Here is a 22867-nt window from a genome sequence, read left to right as displayed (position 1 = left end):
AGATGCATTGATTATTATAATAACGTTTTTTTTACAATGAAATCAACTGACCCAAAAAACCGCTTTTTCCTCACCTTTCTCTCATTTACCGCCTTAACAATGTGGGAATTAGGACTTTTCGCCCCATCCCAAACAGCCACAGCGCAAATCACCCCCGCAACCGACGGCACGAATACTCAAATTACTCCCAGCGGCAACCAATTCAACATCAACGGCGGCCAACAATCCAGCGACGGTGCAAATCTATTTCACAGTTTCCAGCAATTTGGTTTAACTCAAGGACAAACTGCTAATTTTATATCAAATCCCAATATTCGCAATATTTTAGGGCGAGTTGTCGGCGGCGATGCTTCGCTGATTAACGGCTTAATTCAAATAACTGGGGGCAATTCCAATTTATTTTTAATGAATCCGGCGGGGATTGTTTTCGGAACAAATGCCAGTTTGAACGTGCCTGCGGCTTTCACTGCTACTACTGCGACGGGCATCGGTTTTGGCAATAACTGGTTTAGTGCGGCTGGTACTAATAATTATACTCAATTAATCGGAAATCCGAATAGTTTTGCTTTTACAAATACACAACCAGGCGGAATTGTCAATTTAGGTAATTTGGCAGTGGGACAAGGGCAAAATTTAACTTTATTGGGTGGCACGGTTTTGACTACGGGACAACTTTCTGCACCGGGAGGAAATATTACTGTTGCGGCTGTACCAGGTGAAAGTTTAGTCAGAATTAGTCAACCGGGAAATCTGTTGAGTTTGGAGATTCAGCCGCAATCTGTAGCCGGCAGTTTGCCTCAAAATTGGGTGTTGCCAGTTGCATCTTTGCCGCAGTTGTTGGCGGGTGGCGGGGGAAGTGCAACGGGGGTGACAGTAAATAATGATGGAACTGTACAGTTGACTGGTACGGGGGCAATAGTGCCAACTGAGCCAGGAACTGCAATTGTTGCTGGTAATATTGATGTCTCTGGGGATAAGGGAGGGAGTATAAATGTGTTGGGTTCGCGCGTGGGTTTAATCAATGCGAATATCAACGCTTCCGGGATAAATGGCGGTGGGAATGTACGGCTTGGCGGTGATTACAAAGGTCAAGGTACTGTGCCAAATGCGCTGCGGACATTTGTGAGCAAGGATTCAACCATTAATGCTGATGGTATTATAAATGGTGATGGCGGTCGCGTCATTGTTTGGGCGGATGAAGTGACAGGTTTTTTGGGTAATATTAGTTCTCGCGGCGGCAGTAATTCTGGCAACGGCGGCTTTGTTGAGGTATCTGGCAAGGAAAATTTAATATTTCGAGGCGATGTAAATACTTCGGCATCGAATGGCAGTTTTGGTACTTTGTTGCTCGATCCAGCTACTTTGACTATTGTTGACGAAGTTGCAGGCAATGGAGTTCATGATATTCCTAGCCTACAGCCGGACAGCCGAATATTAGCGGGTGATGCTAACATTGGTGCTAATACTGTTAGCTGGGGACAAATTAGCGCTCAAGGTGCTAATGCCAATGTTGTTTTAGAAGCAACAGGAAGCATCACTATTAACAATATCACTGGGGTGGTATCTGGTAAAGCGGATTTAGTTGCCTTACCTTTGACTTCTGGTAGTCTGAAAATCTCTTCGACAGCAGGCGGAATCACATTTGTAGATACCAATGATACTATCCAGACAGAAGGAGGATCAATTACCTTCCAAGCGTTGGGTGGAAATCTCACAGTCGGCAACCTATCCACAAAAGGCTCGTCGTTAGCGCCGATCTCAATGTTAGCGGGTAATGTTACCCTTGAAGCAACTGGTGACATCTCGGTCAATTCCATAGTTACTAATAATAGTGAAAGCGGGGGCAATATCACCCTCACCAGCCAAAACGGTAACATTAGGACGACGGGTGATATTGAATCTAGTTCAATCGTGAATGCAAGTGGGGAAAATGGGGGGAATATTACCATTACCAGTCAAGCAGGTGCTATTACTATTGATGCGGGTTCGATTTATACCAGCCCTAATGGCATCAATAGCGGGAATATTACTCTCACTGCTGCTGAGAATATTATTCTTAATAATTGTCCTGTAAATGCAAATGTTTCTACCCTTGCTATTGGAACAACGGGGAAAATCACATTTACGAGTAAGATAGGTGGGATTGACACTCAAACTTCGTCGATTTTTTCTATCAATGATGACGGAATTGGTGATTCTGGAAATATCAGTTTTAGCGCGGATAAAAATATTCGGACAGGTGATGTAGTTACTCGTGTCGATATAGGTAATGGACGTGCAGGAGACATTACATTTATTAGCAAAAATGGTACAATAGACACCACAGCAGGTAAATTAAATTCTATAGCTTTCATGGGTGGAAACGGATCGGCTGGGAATATTCGATTTGAGGCTGCTAAAGACATTTTAACGGGAAACATAATTGTTGTTTCAAAAATACTCAACCCCCTCGGTGGAAATATTAATTTAATTAGTCATACAGGAAATATTCAAACCACCACAGGTGGTTTACAGGCAGGCAATTTTACTGGTAGCGGGGGGAATATTACCCTAAGTGCACCAGCAGGTAATATTACTACTGAGATTGTAACAACTCAATCGATTGGCAATGGTGGGAATATTAATTTTACCAGTGGTGGAGTAATTAATACTACTGCGAAGGAAGTTATATCCCAAAGCCTGAATGGAAATGGAGGCACAATTACATTTCAAGCTGGTGGCAATATTACCACCAGTAATATTAATGCACAGGGTCAACTAAACGGTGGAGATATTATTCTCCAGAGTGGAGGCGCTGTTAATACTACTGCTGGAATTCTCAACTCTCTTGGCGGTAATAGCGGCGGCAGTATCACTGTCAAAGCTGCCAGCAATATTACTACATCGGATATCGCCCTCCTTGTAACTGGTGTCAATGCAAACAGCGGTAGCATTAGCGTCACTAGCAGCGGCGGGAATATTGATACTAGCAAAGGTGCCTTAATCGCTCCTTCTGCTAATGGTAATGGTGGCAATATTACTTTAACTAGCCCTGCTGGTAGCATAGCCACAAGCAAGGTGAATGCTAGTGCTACTGGCAGCGGTAATGGTGGCACACTGACTTTTACTGCCAATAATAACATAACTATTAATAATGGAAATATCGCTACTAAAAATAACGATATTAACTTCAATGGTGCGATTTCTCTGACAGGGGATGTCTTAGTAAGCGTTAAAGGGACTGGTGACATTAATTTTAATTCTACAATTGACGGGCCCTACAATCTCACTGTGAAGCCAGAGGCGGGAATTGTTCAGTTTAACGGTGCAGTTGGCAATATCACTCCGCTCAACAGCGTCACTATTCAAGACGATATCCCCAAGACTCCTGCTGCTCTAAATATCAGGGCAACAAATAATATTACTGCCCAAAACATCACTTCAGCGGCAGGAATTACACTCACAAGCGATAAAGGAGAAATTCAAACAGGTAATCTGAATTCAAGTTCGGCTAATAATGGCGGCAATGTCACTTTGAATGCTGGTGGCAATATTACCCTGAATCAAATTAATGCTCAGAGCACTGGTAATGATAAAGGTGGAAATGTCTATGTTTGGACTGAAAAGTTTTTTCGGGCTGTCAACTCTTTTTTAGATAGAAATGGCGTTACTGCTAGCATTTCTACTGCGGGAGGTGCTGGCGATATCGGCGGTACAATTCTGATCCGTCACGGCGGTAATGGACTGACACCTTTTATTGTTGGTAATTCCGCAATTAATGGAACTGCTGCTGCTATTAGCAGGGGAAATGCGACAGCGGAGTCAATGATTTCTTCTACTCCTACTAATAGTTATCTTTATACACACAAACAGGATGTCGATCGGATTGGAATTATATCTGTTCCAGATCCCAAGCCATCGCCCGCACCGACTCCCGCGCCGACAGCTACTCCAGAGCCTGCACCGACTCCCGCGCCCGCACCGACTCCCGCGCCGACAGCTAATCCAGAGCCTGCACCGACTCCCGCGCCCGCACCGACTCCCGCGCCTGCACCGACTCCCGTGCCGACAGCTACTCCAGAGCCTGCACCGACTCCCGCGCCGACAGCTACTCCAGAGCCTGCACCGACTCCCGCCCCTGCACCGATGCCAGCACCCGCACCGACGCCCGCGCCTGCTGCGACGCCAGATTCCGCACCGATGCCAGCACCCGCACCGACGCCCGCGCCTGCTGCGACGCCAGCGATCGTAGCAACTCCAGCGCCCGCACCTATAGCAAGTGAGACGCCCGCGCCCGCACTGACTCAAGATCCCGCACCTGTAACAAGTGCGACGCCTCCTGTACCGACATCTACTCCAGCACCGACATCTACTCCAGCGCCCGCGCCTGCAAGTAGCGCTATCGGTACAATCGCGATCATCGTACCGATAGCAAACCCATCCACCGCTGCTACTCCAGCGCGCGTAAGCACACCCTCACGGCAACTCCCACCGCGTTTACCCGTCGCACCATCCCCAACTCCCGAAACTTCGATCGCACCTTCGGCAACTCCCCAAATATTTATCGCACCATCCCCAATTCCCGAAACCTCGATCGCACCTTCGGCAACACCCGATCCGATACCTGATTTTGCGATCGACTTCCAACTACCTCAATTGCCCGATTCATTCCTACTGCCACCCCGCGCGCGCCCCACGCAGCCCTCGACGCCCACAACGCCAAACGCTTCTGCCCGCATACCTTCGGCGCCGACAATTCCCTCTGTTTCCCAACTCACCTCCTCCCTCGCCACTCAACCTGCGATCGCCACTCAACCTTCAAACGCACCAAATCCCGCGCCCGCAGCCCCTCTTGCCTCTGTAACCCAGCCTGTAACTCAGATTCAGGCAACACCTGCAAGTGCGATCGTACCCGCGCCTGCAAGTGCGATCGCGCCCGCACCCGCAGTCAGCTCAAATCCGCAACAAGATTTAGCTTTTTTAATCGGCGATTTATTGGGAGCACAAACCTCGATCGGCCAAAATGCTGAAACGGGAAATACCCAATTAGATTGGAAGCGTAACAACGAAACAATTATCTCCCTAGAACTTCCTTACACCCCGTCAGTTAATACGATGGCCGGAGCCGAAGCAAATAACCTGATTTCCACACAGACATCTACTGACAATTTAACTGTTTCAGTCGCAGAAACTCCGCCGGAAATAATCGATCAAACTCCTAGTTTACCGATTGCTAATTCTGAACCCTTTGATGTCAATCTTTCTAATCTTTGGGAGAGAATAGCTGCAATAAATACAGCGCCAGTTCAAGATTCACCGACTATTACTCCAGCGCCCGCACCAATTCCCGCACCAACTACAGCGCCCGCACCAACTCCAGCGCCGGCAGCAATTCCCGCACCCACACCAACTCCCGCACCAACTCCAGCACCCGTACCAACTCCGATCGCAGAAAATCCCGCACCCGCAGATATCCCAAATCTCTTTCCCTCAGAAATTAGCAGGTCGCTCGTCGAACAAACTTTAGACCAAGGCAATGCTAATGATGCTGTTGCTCTAATTGACCGACTGTTTGAACAAGACTACGAAAATTATTATGGGGAAAATTTCACGGATAAAAAAGTTAACGTTCAATATCTAAGAGAAACTCTGAAAAAAATCAAGGAGGAAACCGGAAAGCAAGCTGTAATTGTTTACGCGATCGTCCGGCTCAAAGAAGTGTCGCTAGTGTTAGTAGTTCCCGACGGGCCTCCTATTCTCAAACAAGCCCCAGTTAACAGCAAAACACTGCTAAAAACTGTGAAGATTTTTCAGGGCTATTTGGCGACCCCACAAAATTCGGAAGATACAGGATATTTGGAAAACGCGCAGCAACTTTACCAATGGTTGATTTCACCAATATCTAAAGAATTGGATTCCTTAAATATCGATACGCTAATTTTTTCATTCGATGCAGGTTTGCGCCAACTGCCACTATCCGCTTTGCACGACGGCCAGCAATTTCTAGTAGAAAAGTACAGCCTCGGCTCAATTCCCAGTGTCAGTTTGACTAACACAAAGTATCAAAGTTTGAAAAACGCTCAAGTTTTAGCAATGGGTGCTTCAGAGTTTCCACACACCGATAAAGAGCGTTTGCCTGCGGTGCCGATCGAATTATCTGCGATCGCCGGTACCAGAAGCGACAGGAAAAATCAAGCGGGATTGAGCAGAAATGAAAGTTTTCTCAATCCTGCTGCCGAATTGCCCTTGTGGCGGGGACGCTCTTTTCTCAACGAAAACTTTACCCTAGAAAATCTCAGCAAACAGCGGCAGCAAGAGGCTTTTGATATTGTTCACTTTGCTACTCACGCCAGCTTTCCTCAAAATCAAAATGGAAGAAAAGAAGCTGAGATTGATTTGTGGAACCGCTCTTTGGCGCTGGATGAATTTAGGTTGGCGAAGTGGTACGATCGCCGACAAGTAGAGTTATTAGTGCTGAGTGCTTGCGAAACTGCGATCGGGGACAATACAGCAGAAATGGGTTTTGCTGGACTGGCCGTCCGCAGCGGTGTAAAATCAGCGCTGGCGAGTTTGTGGAAAGTTAATGATATTGGAACTTTGGGGTTGATGACCGAGTTTTACGGCAATTTGCGATCGGCCCCAATTAAAGCTGAAGCGCTCAGAAAAGCGCAACTGGCAATGCTGCACAAACAAATTGTAGTAAAAGACGGTCAATTGCGGGGAACTGAAAGCGCGATCGACCTTCCTGGGAATTTAAAAAACTTACCCAACTCAGATTTATCTCACCCACATTTTTGGGCTGGATTTACAATAATCGGCAGTCCTTGGTAAGCGAGTACCTCTAGGGGTGGGTTTTACAAACAATATCTAACTCCGGCAAACAATATATATAAACCCGCCCCCCACAACTGAGTTTTAGAGCGTCATCTCAATTCCGTTAGCATCGGAATGATATAAACGGAGGACGCGGCAGTGCCGTTTCCCTACAATCGATCGCGGTAGGGAAACGGCATTGCCGTGTCCTCGCTTATCATTCCGGTGCAGCCGGAATTGATATCAGTCGTATCAATGTATCCCTGACGACTATCTTTTTATGTCATAAATTTGCTATGAATAGCAAAACTAAACACTAGCTGGGCAAAACCTGTGAGCAAGTTTGATAAAATATTCAATTCAGAAGACAAATCCGAAGCAAGCTTGACTTTAGAAGAATCCGTAGCGGCGGTAGCGCTTGTCGCAGCCGAAGCAAATTCCCCTGATACGGATGCTGACATCTTAGAAAGCATACTTTGGGAATCAGAAATATTTGCTGAATACTCGGAAGATGATATGTCAGCAATGTTTCAAAGACTCGCCGGTATTGTCGCCAAAGACGGTTTAGGAGCATTATTTAATACTGCTTGGGAATCCATGCCAGATGAGTTAGTGTTGGATACTTTTGCAATAACCGCAGCAATGTTTGTCGCAGATGGCGAAATATCTCAGAAGCACGAGGCTTTTCTCCAAGAATTCCAGCAAGCATTAGGTGTGGAAGACGAGGAAGCCGCAGAAATTATCGAGGATGTAATAGCTGCTTACTCGGAAGTAGAGCTCGAAGAGTCTGATTTCGATGCGGCATGGTACGTATCTCCTGAAGGCAATTTTAGCGTCCCCATTCCAGTTGACGAGCAACGAGGCGGTAAAATTGATGAGCAAGAAGGCTGTGTCGCATTTTCTGACGACTTTGGCGTTTTGCTGAAAATTGATTATTTCCCTGTTGCTGGTGAAGTGGAAGAAACAATCGAGTCGGTTGGCGAGGAAGCTTATCTCAAGTCTTTTCTCGACAATTTTATTTCTCAGGCAATTCTTGCTAATTTTGCCCACTCTAAGTTACTCCACGCGGAATATTTAGAAGATGAAGAAGCTTATTTCGCGGTTGTCGATTTGCCTGCAGGTGCAACTCTCAGCGTGCAAAAAAACGATGGCCCTGCTGCTCGGCTGGATGCTTACCGGGGATTTATGGCTTTTATCGCTGACGATTTTTGCTACACGGTAGGCTGTCAGCGAATTTATCAGGAGGGGGATGAATTGGGTTCCCTGGAGTCTGAAGTTGAGGGAATTATGAACAAGATTTTTGAGTTTATTGAGACTATTGAATTCGCGGCAGTCGCATAAACAAAACTTATTTCGGGGAGTTAAAAACCCGGTTTCTTTGTAGATGTCTCGCTGCTAAACCTGATATTTTCAGAGAAACGGGTTTTTTTTGCCAAAAATTCTCAGGATATTATATCGTTTCCGGTCGATCGACCAAAATCCAACTGTTTCTAGGGAGGAATTAAATCCTCACTACTTGCGCGATCGTGGTTATTTTACCGCACTGCGCTAGATATTAGAAATGAGAATTAAATAACCTGCAATGCGTGATTATTCTTGTGGGATGGGCGTCTCGCCCGTCCTTTATAGACGGGCGAGACGCCCATCCCACAGGCTTATGCAAATTATTTAATTCACGATCCTTAGAGGTTTTTACAATAAAATTGTGCGATCGAGAACCAGCTAAAAAACCGATTCTCGATCGCACTTCCAAATACACTCAGTCAACCACAGTCGAGAGGCAGCAGCAATTAGCCGCCATTTGCGACTAATTAGTAGTCTGAGCTTCCACCAATCTTTGCTTGAGTTCTTCCAGAGCACTCGCCCAGCGCGGATCTGGCTGCACCGAGCCGGAATCAGCGTTCGACACCGTTGCTGCGGACTGATTGCGGCGAGACTTGTTGTTGTCACCCCGACGGCGATTGCTTTTGCTAGAACCGCCTCCACCTTGGGTAGGGGGAGCCGAGCGCTGCTGTTGCTGCGGCGCAGGCACAGGCAGCGACGGCGACGCCGATGCCGACACCAACTGCGGTGACGAAGGCGACGACTGCTGATCTTCTTCGCCCTTCTCAGATTTACCCTTAGAGCGGGGCAGTGCCTTCTCTATTTTCAGGGGGTTTTCTTTGAACATCAAGCCGTTGTACTTCTCAATAACTTGGTCGGCTTGTTCGTCGGTTAGCACCGTCACAAAACCAAATCCTCTGCATTTACCAGTTTTGCGGTCTGTAATTACCTTTGTGGTAACAGATTCACCCTCCGGTGCAAAAACTTCTTGCAATTCTTGGCGATCGAGTTCCTTCGGTAGATTGCCAACATAAAGACGAATAGACATGAAAAATTCCTCCAGACTTGGATTTTAATTAATTTGCTCGAACAGAATTACCTGAAGTCAACTGAATATTGACTTCAGGCAAACACCACATAACCCGAGAATTTGCACATTCCTCCCACCAACCTTGACAGCTCCCCCCACCTTTTAGAACAAAAAGATGATTTACTCTGATAAGGCCGGAACTTAACCGCCGATGCAGAGAGCTTTTAAATCTCAGGTTGTTGTGTAAACTTTTAGTCATCACTCAAATGTTGAGGCTATTGGCTATTCTGTATTACTTGCTTCCGGTTTTGATTCAGAATGTTTATAGCCAGCGCCGTGTAGAAATTTATGTCCAAGGATGTCAATTGCAAGCGATCGGAATGCCAGTATTCAGTTTAATACAGTGATGGATAAAATGGCTAACATTTTTTCAGCCAGTAATCTTACCTCGATCCTAATCTCGCTCCTAATGCTGAGAACTACTCACTTACCCGGTATCCCTTAAATCAGGCCCGGCAGAGTCCGAGCATTCTTTAAAGGTATCACAGCCTTGGTAACAGAGCTAATTATTTAGGAAGATTTCAGGCTAAATTCTAACGAAACCACATCTGAATCACTTTTGAGAATTCATCCCGCACAGCAAAAATAGCGGTAGAAAAAAAAAACAGCCGACAAGCGGCTGACTGTACTTGCTGTGTTGGGAGGTTGACAATTTTTACGCAATGCCTTAGCGATTTTAGCCAACTGAAGTTATCGCGCTATTTGGTTCAATCCAATTCATGTAAACTAATGTAACAGACTGCGGGCAAAAAAGCAACTTTTCTTTATGAAGGAAGAGGCAAGAAGGAAGAAGAGTGTAGGCTAGTGTCAACTTAAGGCTAAAACCCTTGATAAATCTCGTTTTTACCTGAGTCTAGATCCCCCTAAATCCCCCTTAATAAGGGGGACTTTGAGGATATTTCTTGTCCCCCCCTTATTAAGGGGGGCTAGGCAGGGTGGTTTTATTGTGAGGAGAAGAAAACTGAAACGACAGAAAGCACCGCTCAAAGCTCGCGTCTGGGACGCAACTGTTATATTAATTAATAAAGGTACGTAGTTGGGCTTTAGCCCTCTTTAGACGTATATATAAAGAGGGCTAAAGCCCAACTACGTACCTATTTCTAGGATGACAATTAATCCACCCTGCTTATTAAGGGGGGCTAGGGGGGATCGAACCCTAATCGTCAAACAGCAGACCGATACTACGTTTGACGTTACGTTGACACCAATGAATAGTAGGGTGCGCCACCAGCACCGAGAACATCGCCCATCCCCCGTTTAACTCAAAACTCATCTGGGGCTGCGCGTTGTGCGCGATCGAGTGCGGCAATCTGATAACTATTCCTCATACCTGTAAAAAATGCAATTGTAGGCAACCTCGAAACCCTTATGCAGTAAGTCATTTCCCATTCTTCAATCTAAAATCCAAAATCTAAAATCCAAAATCGTCTCACCTTGGGCCTTGGATAATGATGTATGCGCCCCAAAAAGCAGCAGCAAAAGCCAAAATCGCCGACCAAATCGGATGTCCGCTGTCACTAACCCTCCCTCCTTGACTGCGGAGACTTTCAAGGTCGATCGCCACAGTAGCACCCCGGCGCAGCCAACCAGTCGCCACAACAGATTTTCCGATCAAATCGCTGGGGCGAGTAGTCTCTTTGATAAAAAATGGGAACAAAGAGCCAATGTAGCCAAACCTCGAAACATAATGCAACCTCACCAAACCCGTCGCCGTCTGCAAAATCAAATCTTGTCCCAGCCAATTATCTATACCCGATCGACCCAAAAGTTGCCCGGAGAGCCGCACCGGTTGAGCATCCAGCGGCAAACTCTCGGGATTTGACAAAATTTCCGGCAAACTCGGCGAAGCGGTTTCTCGCGGTGTAATGTCCGGGAAGAAATAATTGATCCGCATCAAAGTACCGATGCTAAATCCGATCGGCAAACAGCCCCAAATAATCGATCGATCGCCCCAAAGCCAATCCAACTGCCAAAAACTCGTCCTCGAAAAAATCCCGCCAATCAGCCAAAGCACCCCGACTATCGCCAAACTCATCGGAATTCCAAAAAACGGCGCACCCTGTAAAAATAGTTTAGAGTCTTTAAATTCGAGTATTGACTTAAACAGAGACAATTTTCCTTTCCTGGGTTGTTCTGGCACTCCCGCGTTTGCCAAATCTAACTCTGTCTCTAGCTTCCAGAATTGAGCATAAAGAGCCAACAGCTTCAAACGCTCTCCCAGCAAAGGATGCGCGCTGTTAACCGTCAACCAGTTGCGCTCCCGATTGCTGACATCCCACAGCAAAATCTGTTCCAGCGGCGCGTGTAATGCAGCAGAACCAAGGGTTACAGCTTGCCCAACCCCTACAGGTAACAGTAGATCGAAACTTTCGAGGAAAAAGCTAGTTTGTTTTTGCTGTTCGATATTACCAGCAATGCCGATCGCAATTTTAGCCAGTGCCCGCGTCAAACCGTTAGGATTGCCCGTAATTTCCGCAGCAGTGCGATCGCTAAAATACACTCGGCGGCGCGACACCCACAACATCGGCCAGCGCAACAACTTATAAATCCCGTAACTAATAGCAGAAATTGCAGCGGCCACAAATTTGACAGCAGAACGCAAAAACTCGATCGTCATTAAATCGCACAACCTCTCTTGCCAGTGCGCCACCTGCCAATAAATCAAGTAAGGAATCTGAATCACCAGCATCGCCAGCGACATCGGCGCAAAATCCCAGTGAGAGATATGGCCCAACTCCCGCGCGAAAATAGTGGCAATTTCATCATCCGTCAACTGTTCCAAAAGCCCGCGACTCACAGCGATCCGAGCAAAACGGGGCAAACAGCCGTAACTGAAAGCTACAGGAACATTCAGCGGCAAGAGTTTCAGCACCGGCACCGGCATATTTTGCTTGGTACAAAAGCTTCGCAGTACCCGACTAGCTTCTTTGCTGTGCTTGGATAAAACCGATCCGCGCAGGGTTTCAATGCCGCAAAACAGTTTCAGCAGCGCGTCTGTCAGCCAGGGAGACGAGGCCAAAAGCAATCCAAAAACCATCTGAACAAACGGAGTCGGATCGCGGTAAAAAAGCTGAATCGGCCGGAAAAAAGGCAGTCTACTGAATATGTAAAGCTGAACCAACAGAGAATTAGTGTTTGTCAGCAGGAATTGCAGGACAAACCGGGCGAGGAAAAATAGGGCGATCGCACTTGCAACGGCTTGCACGCGAAACTCCAGCAACTTCAGCGGTTTGAGGGGGCGCGGGCTTTTGGCGGCGCGCCCTGCTTCGCGCCAAGTGAGTTGGTAAGTATCTGCGCTGACGAATCCCGGGATATCTGTTGGGGAACCGGAACTATTTTCGCCGCTAATTTCTGTATCGGGTGCAGTTTCTGTCGAGTTTTCTGGTTCAGAAGTCTGGCTTGTGGGGGGTGGAGGTGGCGGGGAAATCGGTTGCGATTTGGCTTTTCCAGGCGCGGCAGTCGGCTCTAAAGGTAAAAATCCTGTTTTTTTGTCTGCGGTAGGCCCCTCGCCCCCAATCGATTTTTTCGGCGATTTTTTTCCGGCATCAAAGGCGACAAAGCCTGTTTCGGGGGGAGTTTCTGCGGATTTTGGTTTATTTGCCGGTGGTTTTGGGGGGCGAGGGGGGGTTAATTCTGTTAAAGCGCGATCGGCCCAAGTTTTGACTTGAGAGTTGGGACTTTTGGCGAGGGAAGAGCACAGGGCGATCGCCTTTTTCAGATTACCGGTTGCTTTGTACGCAGCCACCAACCCCATCTGCGCGCGGATTCCCGACGATTGATTGGCGGCGGTTTGGGTAACGGATTCTAAAAGGGCGATCGCGGTGGGGTAATCCTGCTGTTTCAAAGCTGCTAGCCCAGCCTCTAGAGACTGTTTTGCAGATGAATCCGCCGGATTTGGATTAGTGGGAGGTGCCATGACTGTGCTTTCGCTAGCGTCCTTTCTAAGATAGCTTTGCTGGTCGATCGATTACGGTTTTAACACAGCTCTATTGCGCTGTCATTAGTTGTTGCAATCTTTGCCGCAAGTTACTTAAATAATTCCACTAAAATTATTTGTTTCTGAGATCGTGCACGATCGCCACGATCCGGCAGGGGTTTAAACCCCTGCCTCAAAGCGAAAGTCCTCTCAAAGAGGACTGAAGAACTTCATTAGTCCTCTTTGAGAGGACTTTTGCTATTAGACAGGGAATTGATTCCCTGGCGGACTATCGGGTAGGCGAGAGGACAGGTGGGCCAAAAGCTTAAGTTGACACTAATGAGCAATCCTATTTCCCTACAGCCGATCGCCCATAATTGATATCTAGACCCAATTTCAATCACCAATTGATATAATAAAAACACTCCTCACCCGCACACTTATGCCAATTGACGACGAAGATTTTGAAACCGAAATCAGCGACGATCGCAAACTCCAACTATTCACAGACAGACACGAATTTACCCGCCGATTTGCCTTTTATTTAAACGAAGACCCGCCCCGCGAACAAATTTTGTATTTTTTCGGGGCTGGAGGCAACGGCAAGTCTTTGCTGCTAAAACACTTGGAGTTTCACTGCTGCAAAAGATTTGCACCGAATGTGTGGCAACAATGGCGCGAACTCCCAGAATCGCAAGCCGCCGAAGTTGCTAATTCCGTCCGCTATGCAGCAGCTAAAACCTACACTCCCATCCCTGCCGTCAGACACGATTTCGGATTGATACCGATTAAAGAAGATAAACCGCAAGATAGATTTTACGGCTTGCTGATGCTGCGGCGAAATGTTGCAGAAGCAGCAAAGAAATATAAATTTAAGTTTCCCAATTATGATTTTGCTTGCTTTTGGTATTTGCTGAACAAAGGCGAGTCTGACGCAACTCTCAGCCAACTTTTCCCCGATGATGTAATTCAATTGGTGACACCTGCCCTTGAAACTTTTGCGGATTTTCCGGTGGTGGCGCAAGCTGTAGCCGTGATTAAAGGCATAGTTAAATTGAGCGGCATTAAGGGAGCGATGAAATTAATTCAAACTCGCCTGGGTGTCAGCGATGAAAAGGCGGATCAAATTCGCCGTCAAGATATTGATACTGAGTTAACCGACTGTTTGCCGCAATTGTTTGCGAAGGATTTGAATGCGGCAATGGGTGGGAAAAATAAACCCGATCGCCTCGTGATGCTGTTCGATACTCACGAGAAAATGTGGGAGGAAAAACGCAATTCTCAAGGCGCAACTTTTTGGTATCAAGATGAGTGGTTTCGGCGGTTGTTGAGGGCATTGGATTACAAATTGGGGATTGTGGTTGCTGTGGCGGGGCGAGATTGTCCGGTGACGCAATTGCGGTGGCCGAATGCGTCGAAGTTTCCGATTCCCGCAGATTATATAGATGCACAATTGGTGTGGCATTTATCGCCGGATGATGCGAGGGATTACTTGCACAAAGTGGAGATTGACAAGGCAGATTTGGCAGATGCTGTAATTAAATATGCCAGCGTCAATCCCGCTGATAATTTGGAGAATTTGCAGGTACATCCGTTTTATTTGGGTTTGTGCGCGGATGCGGTGCTGGCAGAAAGAAGGCGGGGAATTGAGTTGCTGTCGTCGGATTTTGCCCAGATTCCGAAGTTGGAAAACAAGACTGCGGAATTAACGGATCGGTTGCTGAGTTATGTCGATCGCGAAGTGCGATCGGCAGTGCATTCGCTGAGTGCTTGCCGCGCTTTTGATGAGGATTTGTACGTAAAATTGGGAGCTGGTTGCTACTTCCAGGCAAGCAGTGCAAATTTTGAGATGTTGACGGGTTTTTCCTTTGTGTGGAAATCGGAAAAGCGGGGGAATAATTGGTATCGGATTCACGATTTATTGCGGCGCTTGGATGCCGATCGGGATAATCCGAAAACTCGCCGAGCTCATGAATTTTTAGAGGGGCATTATCGGGAAGTGGGGGATGCGGCTGAGGCAATTTATCATGCTAATCGCTTGGATTGGGAGCGGGGTGCGGAGGAATGGGTAGAAGTGTTTGAGGAAGGGTTGCGGCTGAGTCGTTACGGGGAATGCGAGTCGCTGCTGGGAGTTAGAGGTGAGTTGTGGATAAAAAGTGATTATTGGCTGGGCAGAATTTCAGGATGGGAGGGAGATTACTATGCTGAGTTGGCTAGATACGCAGAGGCAAAACAGGAATATTTAGAGGCAGTTGCAGCTTACGATCGCGAGCTCATCCTAACTCCCGATAATAAAGCTACGATCAACAACAAAGGGAGTGCGCTGCGATGTCTGGGCAAGTTACAAGCAGGGCTAAGTGAATTTGAGGCAGCAAAACAGTCTTACTCGGAGGCGATCGCAGCCTTTAATTCTGCTTTACTTATTGTACCGGATGATAACTATGCTCTCAACAACAAAGGGATTGCGCTGCACAGTCTGGGTGATTTGCAAGCAGGGCTCAGTGAATTTGAGGCGGCAAAACTGTCTTACTCAGAGGCGATCGCAGCCTTGAATTCTGATGTATTTATTGCACCGGATAATAATTATGCTCTCAACAACAAAGGGATTGCGCTGCACAGTCTGGGTGATTTGCAAGCAGGGCTCAGTGAATTTGAGGCGGCAAAACTGTCTTACTCAGAGGCGATCGCAGCCTTGAATTCTGTTTTACTCATTGCACCGGATAATAATTATGCTCTCAACAACAAAGGGATTGCGCTGCACAGTCTGGGTAAGTTACAAGCAAAGCTAAGTGAATTTGAGGCGGCAAAACTGTCTTACTCAGAGGCGATCGCAGCCTTGAATTCTGCTTTACTTATTGCACCGGATTATATCAATGCTCTCAACAACAAAGGGAATGCGCTGCACAGTCTGGGTAAGTTACAAGCAAGGCTAAGTGAATTTGAGGCCGCAAAACAGTCTTACTTTGAGGCGATCGCTGCCTTGAATTCTGTTTTACATATTGCACCGGATGATATCCATGTTCTCAACAGCAAAGGGAATGCGCTGCACAGTCTGGGTAATTTGCAAGCAGGGCTAAGTGAATTTGAGGCGGCAAAACTGTCTTACTCAGAGGCGATCGCTGCCTTGAATTCTGTTTTACTCATTGCACCGGATGATATCAATGCTCTCAACAACAAAGGGATTGCGCTGCAAAGTCTGGGTGATTTGCAAGCAGGGCTAAGTGAATTTGAGGCGGCAAAACTGTCTTACTCAGAGGCGATCGCAGCCTTGAATTCTGTTTTACTCATTGCACCGGATGATATCGGTGTTCTCACCAACAAAGGGATTGCGCTGCGAGGTCTGGGTGATTTGCAAGCAGGGCTCAGTGAATTTGAGGCCGCAAAACAGTATTACTTTGATGCGCTCGCTGCCTATAATTCTGCTTTAATTATTGTACCAGATTATATCTATGCTCTCAACAACAAAGGGATTGCGCTGCAAAGTCTGGGTGATTTGCAAGAACAATTATCTGAGCAACAGGAAGCACTCAAAAATTGGCAAGAGGCGCTCGAAATGTTTAATCGATATTTAGCCATTGCTCCTAACAACGATCGCCTTCGCAATAGACGCGATTCGCTGCAAGAATCTCTCGATAATTTGGGTGACGATACTGTCAGCAGTTAGCTCGATCAAAATGAGTAAAGACGCGGCATTAAGGAGGAGGACGTGTCGAGTTAACTTACACCGAAAGTTCACAGGATTTACGCACTCCGACAAAGAAACCGGGTTTTTGGCCGAATCTGCGAATCACAACCAAGTATTCAAGCGGAAAACCCGGTTTATGGCCACCCATGTGTCAGCCCTCAAAGAAACTGCGGGGTAAGTACCGATCGCTATTTTTTGATGCTAAAATTGAAAACAGTAGCTAAAGGAAAAATGCCATGTCAGAACAAGACATCGCTAAGATCATTACGATCGAACCGGGTAAGCGAGGTGGTAAACCTTGTATTCGAGGTATGAGAATTACCGTTTATGACGTGTTGGAATATCTCGCTTCTGGTATGACTTATCAAGAAATCCTAGATGATTTTCCCTATCTCACGCAACAGGATATTTTAGCTTGCTTGAGTTTCGCAGCTAAACGAGAACAGTTTATGTTAGTTGTTGGGTGATGAAACTACTGTTATTTGACCAAGTATTCTCTAAAAAACCCGGTTTCTGGCCGCCCGTCGGTAAGTCTTAAATTTGCTAAAATAGACCCATAAAATATCAAAATATAAATATGAACGAATCCCAAATACCCCAAATTCCTTGGCTGCCCTTAAGCCGAGAAGCGCACAAACTATCAGTTACCGACAGATTAGCTCTAGTCAACGCGATTGTTGAGTCCATCAGACAGGAACTCAGACCCCGCCAACCTCTGCTGGATGATTTTGTGGAACCGGTGACTGGGCTAGCAAAAACTGATATACCACCCGCAACAGATGACGAATTTGAAATTAGATTGCGGCGCGATCGCAAAGGTGCGGCCAAGCGACTCAGAGGGCTAGCAAAAACCGATACGCCACCTCCAACAGATGCCGAAGTTGCACTCATGTTAGAAGAGCGTTTGGTGGAGAAATACCTAAAATGAATGTATTAATAGACACCAACATTATCCTCGATAGTTTGCTAGAACGAGAACCGTTTGTAGAAGATGCTGATGCTTTATTTGAGGCGATCGAAAATGAGCAAATTGAGGGATATGTAATACCAATTTAATGCGAAGTTGCACATATCTCGATCCCCCTAAATCCCCCTTAAGAAGGGGGACTTTGATCGGAATCTTGTCCCCCCCTTATTAAGGGGGGCTAGGGGGGATCGGATTCTATGCAGCCTCATAAAAAATTGGTATTACGCACTCCGACAAAGAAACCGGGTTTTTTACCGAATGTGTGGGTCACAACCAAGTATTCTTGTAAAAACCCGGTTTCTGGGCTTCATGCGTAAGCCCTAAAAAAACTTAACCTTGCAGCTTACCGCCCAGATTTTCTCGGCGATGTACTGTCAGTCGATCGCGAACGACGGATCAGCACGCTCATCACCTGCTTCGGATTAGCGGCACGCTGTAGCTGACTCCAATCGCCCACTTCTGCAAATCCCAGCCGGTACAAAGTGAGTATGGTTTCCCTGACACCCTTGGGCGAACCGACAATCGTTAACAGCACCACTTCCTGTTCGCATACTGCTGCTGAGTCGTCATTTGGGCATTGGGATTTGTTGTCGTCAGGCACGAATTCCTGTGACATAATATGTTCTCCTGGTTTTGGGTTTTCTAGAAAAACCCAAAAACCCAGCCGCCCCGCATTTCAACACATAGCAGGGCGGCTACAGAGAATGTTAAGATACTCCGTTAGCCTCCAGACTGCTGATTCCAGTTTGGCGGTTATGCTGTCCATTGCTGTTAGTAGCAGCTTTGGGCAGTGCAACTAGATTTTTGGGCGACGCGGGCTGCCTCCTCTACAAGCAAGCAACCTCTCACTTCAAAGCGTAGCCGCAGATGGGGGCCGCCGTCAATCCATTTTAGATTTTAGATTTTAGATTTTAGATTTGGGATTTGGGATTTTGGATTGAAGAGGGGGATTGAGAGGTTTTGGGCGATCGGGCACCTTAACTCAATACTTACAGCATATTCCAGGTTCATGAAGTACAGTAGCAGTTATATTGTGTGGTGTTAATCAGTAGGGTGCGTCGCTGCTTCTAATTTGATAAAACTTGCAGATTGACTCTGAAAGCGACGCACCTTACACGGGCGATCTCTCTTCTTGTGTGTACTACATATACATGGAATATGCTGTATAAGATGTCAAATGGGTTCTATACATCAAAGCAACCAGGAATCAAAATAACCAACAGGCGGCGAATCATCTGTTAAAACTTGAGCTTTATCTAAATTAGGCACAATTCCCGCCAATTCATTACCTACTTTCACATCCAGTGATCTCTCTATTAACGAAAATGAAAATAGATGCCCATCTTGCAAATATTTGGCTCTAGCAACAATCTCATCTTCATCTAAAATAGCGCTGTTGCTACCAATCAAAACGCTGTTAATATCCTTCCAAGGGCAGACGCATACCTGAGAAAACACGCTTTGAAAAGTCTTCACCTTTTCCGCATAAAACTCGTCTCTTTGCAGCAGATTGACTAGCACAACTCCTTCGCTTGACAAGCGTTTTTTGCAGAGTTGATAAAATTCTTTGGTGGCTAGGCGGTGCGGAAAGTAGCCGTTGCCAAAAAATACGTCGGTCATGATGATATCGTACTGATTATCTGGTTTTTGCTGTTCCAGATACTCTCTGCCGTCTTGAATTGCTACGGTAAGCCGATCGTCCAATTTTACCCCAAAGCACTCTATAGCTGCTTCGATCGCGATCGGGTCTACATCGGCACATTCAATGACAGTTTCCGGCAAATAGTGGTGCAAAACTAACGGAATTCTGCCGCCGCCAAAACCAGCTATGTAGATTCTTTGAGGCTGGCTTTGCCACACTAAACCCAACATCATCGCCTGAGTATATTCTGAAACTAAATGCAGTGGATTGTTGAGGTCGAAAACAGATTGCAGTAAATCTGTATGCAAATTAACTTTTTCTACTAAAGATAGCTTGATCTGCGATCGCTCTTTTGTGACTGCAACATAGTGAACACCAGAATCTTTGCAAAAAATAACTTTGTCTGGCTGTTGTTGCAGCCAAGCCAGCCGCTTTTCAATGGCAGCTAAATTCATACGTTGCCAATTTTGGCGATCGTCAATCATTTAATACCAAATCCCACTTATTTTTTAGTCTGTGCAGGCGGACAAGAGTTTGTGTAAATGCGATTTTCATCGCGGATATATAAATTAAGCAGACAGTATCCGTTTGTATGCCACCAACTCCAAACCCGAAATCGAAAAATCCACTCTTTCCCAATCTTGCTTGTCACCTTCCAAATTTTCAAAGGCTGCTGAGGTGAGCAAAATCTCTCCCCGTTCCGCCAAATCCTCTCCCAGCTTTGATGCCAGATTAAATTCGGAACCGTACATATCCTCTCCTTCCAGCATCAAAACATCGCCGCAACCAATACCAATGCAGAGGTGAATGTCCATTTCCGGCGGCAGTGTCGTGTTGACAGCCGCCGTTTGTTTCACAGAGTCGCTCGCAGCTTCCACCGCCGATTTTACATCGGGAAACACTGCAAAAATATTGTCGGCTTCCTCCTTGACTACAGTACCGCCGCATTCTGAAATTATCGGTTTGACAATTCCGTGCATCCGGTGAATCATTGCCAAAAAATGAATGATTCCGTAGCGGACTGTCGTGCGCGAAAATCCCGACATATCCATTACTAAAATTGCGTAATTTTTGCGGAAAGTTGCATTAATTTTTTCATCAATTTCTGCCATTCTTTCGGGATGTTCGTTTCTTTCTTGCAGCAACTTTTCCAAGTAAGCACGATTATTTGTTTTCATTTAAGTTTATTTAATTTAATTCCCAATCGCGACACAGTTCTTGAGGGCGACCCGCAGGATGCACCGCACAGTTTATCCCGTCCCTACCGTAATAATAATCGCAGACTTTGCAAGGTTTAGTTTGCTCTAATTTTTTCATCAAAATTGCCCGGATTGTCTGGACTCGGTTGCGATACTTGTTTGCACTCGAGTGACTCGGTTCAATTGCCAAAGCTTGCTGGAAAGCTGCTAAGCTGGAATCGTACAATTTAATAATTTGGGGGCTGTATTTTGTCCAAGCATCGGCGTGGCTTTGATAAAGTTCGACTGTACTTAAGTTTAAAATTCCGTATTCCGTCCAAGCGTCTGCAGAAGCTCGATCGAACTTAATATTGGCATTGAGCAAAACTTTTTTGATCGTTGCCAAAAGTTCCCTCGGCTGCCAAGGTTTGCTAACATAAGCCTCCGCGCGATCGATCGCCCTCGAAAATAAACTTAACTGCTGTCCCTTCCCTGTTAAAAATACGATCGGTATGTTCCGAGTTTCGGGATTAGCTTTAATTAAACGGCAAACGCCGTAGCCGTCTAGACGGGGCATTATGACATCTAATAATACTAAATCGGGGCAATTTTTCTCAATTTTATCCAGCGCTTCCACACCGTCAGATGCCTGAATTACATTCAATCCGCTGCATCTCAACTGATGTGAAATGCACTCGCGCTGGCTGCGGGAATCTTCCACCACTAAAACTGTACTCATCACTCCCCACTTGGTTTTTGACGTAAACTTGTTCGCTGCTTCGAGTTGTCGTTGCTGAAATCAGTTTACCCGGATTGGATGAATTTGCTATCACTGGCGATCTAAATTTACTCAAATTGCAACAAATCTTAAACTGGGAAACAACGGTGATACTTATCAGAAAATACAGTTCCTAGTTCAACTTTGGTTTTTGTCATGACTTTCTCCGGTAATTTTCCGCAACACACTCTACTTTTTAGCTAGAACTTGTTTAAGCTGAGCAGTTGCTTGCTCAATTTTTTCGATACTCCCTGGGTTGACCAATCCGTAGTAGTCAAAAACGTAAACTCGATTATTTTTTGTGGCTGTTAGTTGATTCCAAAATGAATCAGATTTAAATTGGTCTAAAATTCCTTCTCCCCGATCGACTATAATGATAACTTCGGGATTAGCCTCTAAAACCTTTTCCGCTGAAAGCGTTACATAGCCTCGCACGGGGCTATCTCCTTGCAATTTGGCTGCGACATTTTTCACGTTAAACTTACCCAGCAAATCTCCAGCCCAACTGCTTTGATTCGGCGATAAAATCGGTTGTCTGCTTACCAAAACTAAAGTGGCGGGGCTTTGATTCGGGATGTCTGCTAAAAATGTTTGGTAGCGTTTTAACAGAGGTTCGGGATTTGTATTGAGGGATTGAGCTAAAGTGGTTGTTAACTCTTCTAGGGATTTCCAGCTATCAACTTGAGTGAGTAAAGTTTTAATTCCAAGCTGCTGCAATTTTTGCATTGTTTGGTCGTGAAATCCCGACGCACCTACCACCAAATCCGGTTTCAATGCGATGATTTTTTCCAAATTGGGAGGGGTGCGTTCGGCAGTAACTGCGGTAATTCCTGTAAATTTGGGGTTGCTGCTGACTAATTTGCTGCCGGGAATTCCTACAAGTTTGCTGGGGTCGAGTTGATGGATAATATCGGCGGTTAAAGGTGTTAAAGCTACAACTTTTTGTACAGATTCGCTGTTAGTTGTTTGTGGTTGATTTGCTGGCGGCGAAACAGCAGGAGTTGATTGCTGAAGTTGTGGTTGAGTTGCGGCGGAGCAAGCGGCAAATGCTAAACTCAGCAACAGGATAGCGGTACGAGAAAACAAAGTTTTGTACATAGTTTAGGCTGGAGTTACAGCGAGTTTAGGCGCGGTTGAGACAGAATTGACGGGAAGTTCGATCGCACGAAATGACGGTTGACTGTTGACTGTTGACTGTTGACTGTTTGGACATTTGAACAATACCGATGCAACCGGAAACGATCGGACGGGAAGTTCGATCGCACTTGAGCGCTTAATGATTTAAATATGAATAGTTTACTGGAAATTTGCAGTCCTTGACGCACTGCGACCAAAGAAACCGGGTTTTTACCTTGGGTGCGGGCTGCAACGAGGTATTTTCGTCAAGATTAGGAATCGATCCCCCCTAGCCCCCCTTAATAAGCAGGGTGGTTTTATTGTGGGGAGAAGAAATCTGAAACGACAGAAAGCACCGCTCAAAGCTCGCGTCTGGGACG

General features: G+C 46.2%; 14 protein-coding genes. 7 read left to right on the top strand and 7 right to left on the bottom strand.

The genetic code is table 11. From position 1 onward, the window contains the following. Window positions 1–99 precede the first annotated feature (99 nt). The 3 genes from QUA56_RS29345 to QUA56_RS29335 all read left to right on the top strand — a co-directional run bounded on the left by QUA56_RS29345 (window position 100) and on the right by QUA56_RS29335 (window position 8603). Complete coding sequence (locus tag QUA56_RS29345) at window positions 100–6810, top strand: CHAT domain-containing protein (RefSeq protein ID WP_445242961.1); 6711 nt, start codon at window positions 100–102, stop codon at window positions 6808–6810. Window positions 6811–7125: 315 nt separating this feature from the next. After that, a complete protein-coding gene (locus QUA56_RS29340; protein WP_333365271.1) occupies window positions 7126–8133 on the top strand; it encodes a tellurite resistance TerB family protein in 1008 nt (335 codons plus the stop codon). A 245-nt stretch (window positions 8134–8378) separates the two neighbouring features. Then, window positions 8379–8603, top strand: a complete 225-nt coding sequence (locus QUA56_RS29335) for a hypothetical protein (protein WP_333365268.1) — start codon at window positions 8379–8381, stop codon at window positions 8601–8603. On the opposite strand, the gene QUA56_RS29330 is transcribed toward QUA56_RS29335, so the two are convergent. Both QUA56_RS29330 and QUA56_RS29325 read right to left on the bottom strand, forming a co-directional pair. Continuing rightward, window positions 8600–9163, bottom strand: coding sequence for an RNA-binding protein (locus tag QUA56_RS29330; RefSeq protein WP_333365266.1), 564 nt, complete (start codon window positions 9161–9163; stop codon window positions 8600–8602). The two genes, QUA56_RS29335 and QUA56_RS29330, sit on opposite strands and share 4 nt — an antisense overlap. A gap of 1471 nt (window positions 9164–10634) precedes the next feature. Then, entirely contained in the window at window positions 10635–13121 is a 2487-nt protein-coding gene (locus QUA56_RS29325) for a zinc metalloprotease HtpX (RefSeq protein WP_333365263.1), read from the bottom strand. A gap of 442 nt (window positions 13122–13563) precedes the next feature. Between QUA56_RS29325 and QUA56_RS29320 the strand changes: the two genes are divergently transcribed. The 4 genes from QUA56_RS29320 (at window position 13564) to QUA56_RS29305 (ending at window position 17862) form a co-directional block, all read left to right on the top strand. After that, entirely contained in the window at window positions 13564–16785 is a 3222-nt protein-coding gene (locus QUA56_RS29320; protein WP_333365261.1) for a tetratricopeptide repeat protein, read from the top strand. A 257-nt stretch (window positions 16786–17042) separates the two neighbouring features. Beyond that, window positions 17043–17273 carry a DUF433 domain-containing protein gene (locus QUA56_RS29315; RefSeq protein ID WP_265239574.1) on the top strand — a complete coding sequence of 77 codons (231 nt, stop codon included), beginning with the start codon at window positions 17043–17045 and terminating at the stop codon, window positions 17271–17273. 110 nt (window positions 17274–17383) lie between these two features. Then, on the top strand, window positions 17384–17734 hold the full coding sequence (locus tag QUA56_RS29310; RefSeq protein ID WP_333365258.1) for a hypothetical protein: 351 nt from the start codon (window positions 17384–17386) through the stop codon (window positions 17732–17734). Next, window positions 17731–17862: a PIN domain-containing protein gene (locus QUA56_RS29305; protein ID WP_333365255.1), complete on the top strand. Its 132-nt coding sequence runs from the start codon at window positions 17731–17733 to the stop codon at window positions 17860–17862. Before QUA56_RS29310 ends, QUA56_RS29305 begins: the two co-directional genes overlap by 4 nt. Window positions 17863–18116: 254 nt before the next feature. On the opposite strand, the gene QUA56_RS29300 is transcribed toward QUA56_RS29305, so the two are convergent. The 5 genes from QUA56_RS29300 to QUA56_RS29280 form a co-directional block, all read right to left on the bottom strand. Further along, the gene (locus tag QUA56_RS29300; RefSeq protein ID WP_333365252.1) at window positions 18117–18389 is read right to left on the bottom strand and encodes a hypothetical protein; all 273 of its coding nucleotides are present in this window, start codon (window positions 18387–18389) and stop codon (window positions 18117–18119) included. 575 nt (window positions 18390–18964) lie between these two features. Further along, on the bottom strand, window positions 18965–19900 hold the full coding sequence (locus QUA56_RS29295; protein ID WP_333365250.1) for a fused MFS/spermidine synthase: 936 nt from the start codon (window positions 19898–19900) through the stop codon (window positions 18965–18967). An 84-nt stretch (window positions 19901–19984) separates the two neighbouring features. After that, window positions 19985–20593: an adenylate/guanylate cyclase domain-containing protein gene (locus tag QUA56_RS29290; RefSeq protein WP_333365248.1), complete on the bottom strand. Its 609-nt coding sequence runs from the start codon at window positions 20591–20593 to the stop codon at window positions 19985–19987. Window positions 20594–20603: 10 nt separating this feature from the next. Continuing rightward, entirely contained in the window at window positions 20604–21332 is a 729-nt protein-coding gene (locus tag QUA56_RS29285) for a response regulator (protein WP_333365245.1), read from the bottom strand. A 228-nt stretch (window positions 21333–21560) separates the two neighbouring features. Continuing rightward, window positions 21561–22469, bottom strand: a complete 909-nt coding sequence (locus QUA56_RS29280) for an ABC transporter substrate-binding protein (RefSeq protein WP_333365243.1) — start codon at window positions 22467–22469, stop codon at window positions 21561–21563. Between the last annotated feature and the right edge of the window lie 398 nt (window positions 22470–22867).

This window comes from Microcoleus sp. N3A4, from assembly GCF_036701805.1.
Classification (GTDB): Bacteria; Cyanobacteriota; Cyanobacteriia; order Cyanobacteriales; family Microcoleaceae; genus Microcoleus.
Note: the sequence above shows the minus strand (reverse complement) of the source record. Positions and strands in the feature narration are given on the sequence as shown.